A 426-nucleotide genomic window follows, 5' to 3' on the forward strand; every position below is an offset into this window, starting at 1 on the left:
CATTGATCGCGGCCTGGACGGGCGCGGCACCCCGCCACGCCGGCAGCAGCGAGAAGTGCAGGTTCATCCACCCGTGGGCAGGCACGTCGAGGACCGGTCGCGGCAGCAGGTTGCCGTACGCGACGACGGGGCAGGCGTCGGGCGCGAGTTCCTTCAGCCGGGCCAAGAACTCCGGATCCGATGCCGACTTCGGCGTGAGCACCTCGATGCCGTGTTCGTCGGCGAGCTGCCCGATCGGCGAACGCACGAGCTTGCGGCCTCGGCCGGCGACGGCATCGGGTCGGGTGACGACGGCGACCACCTCGTGCCGGTCGGACTCGATGAGCCGCCGTAGCGACGGCACGGCCGGTTCAGGCGTCCCCGCGAAGACGATCCGCATCAGCGCCGGACCTCCGCTCGGAGCGAACGGGTGGTCGTGCGGTTGGT

1 protein-coding gene is annotated in these 426 nt (G+C 71.4%); it reads right to left on the reverse strand.

The features are described 5' to 3' along the window. Positions 1-379, reverse strand: a 379-nt coding sequence (locus tag AC07RN_RS21355) for a methionyl-tRNA formyltransferase (protein ID WP_478337278.1), incomplete at its 3' end; no start/stop codon positions are given. Positions 380-426 lie beyond the last annotated feature (47 nt).

This window comes from Lelliottia sp. GFLA7, from assembly GCF_056490165.1.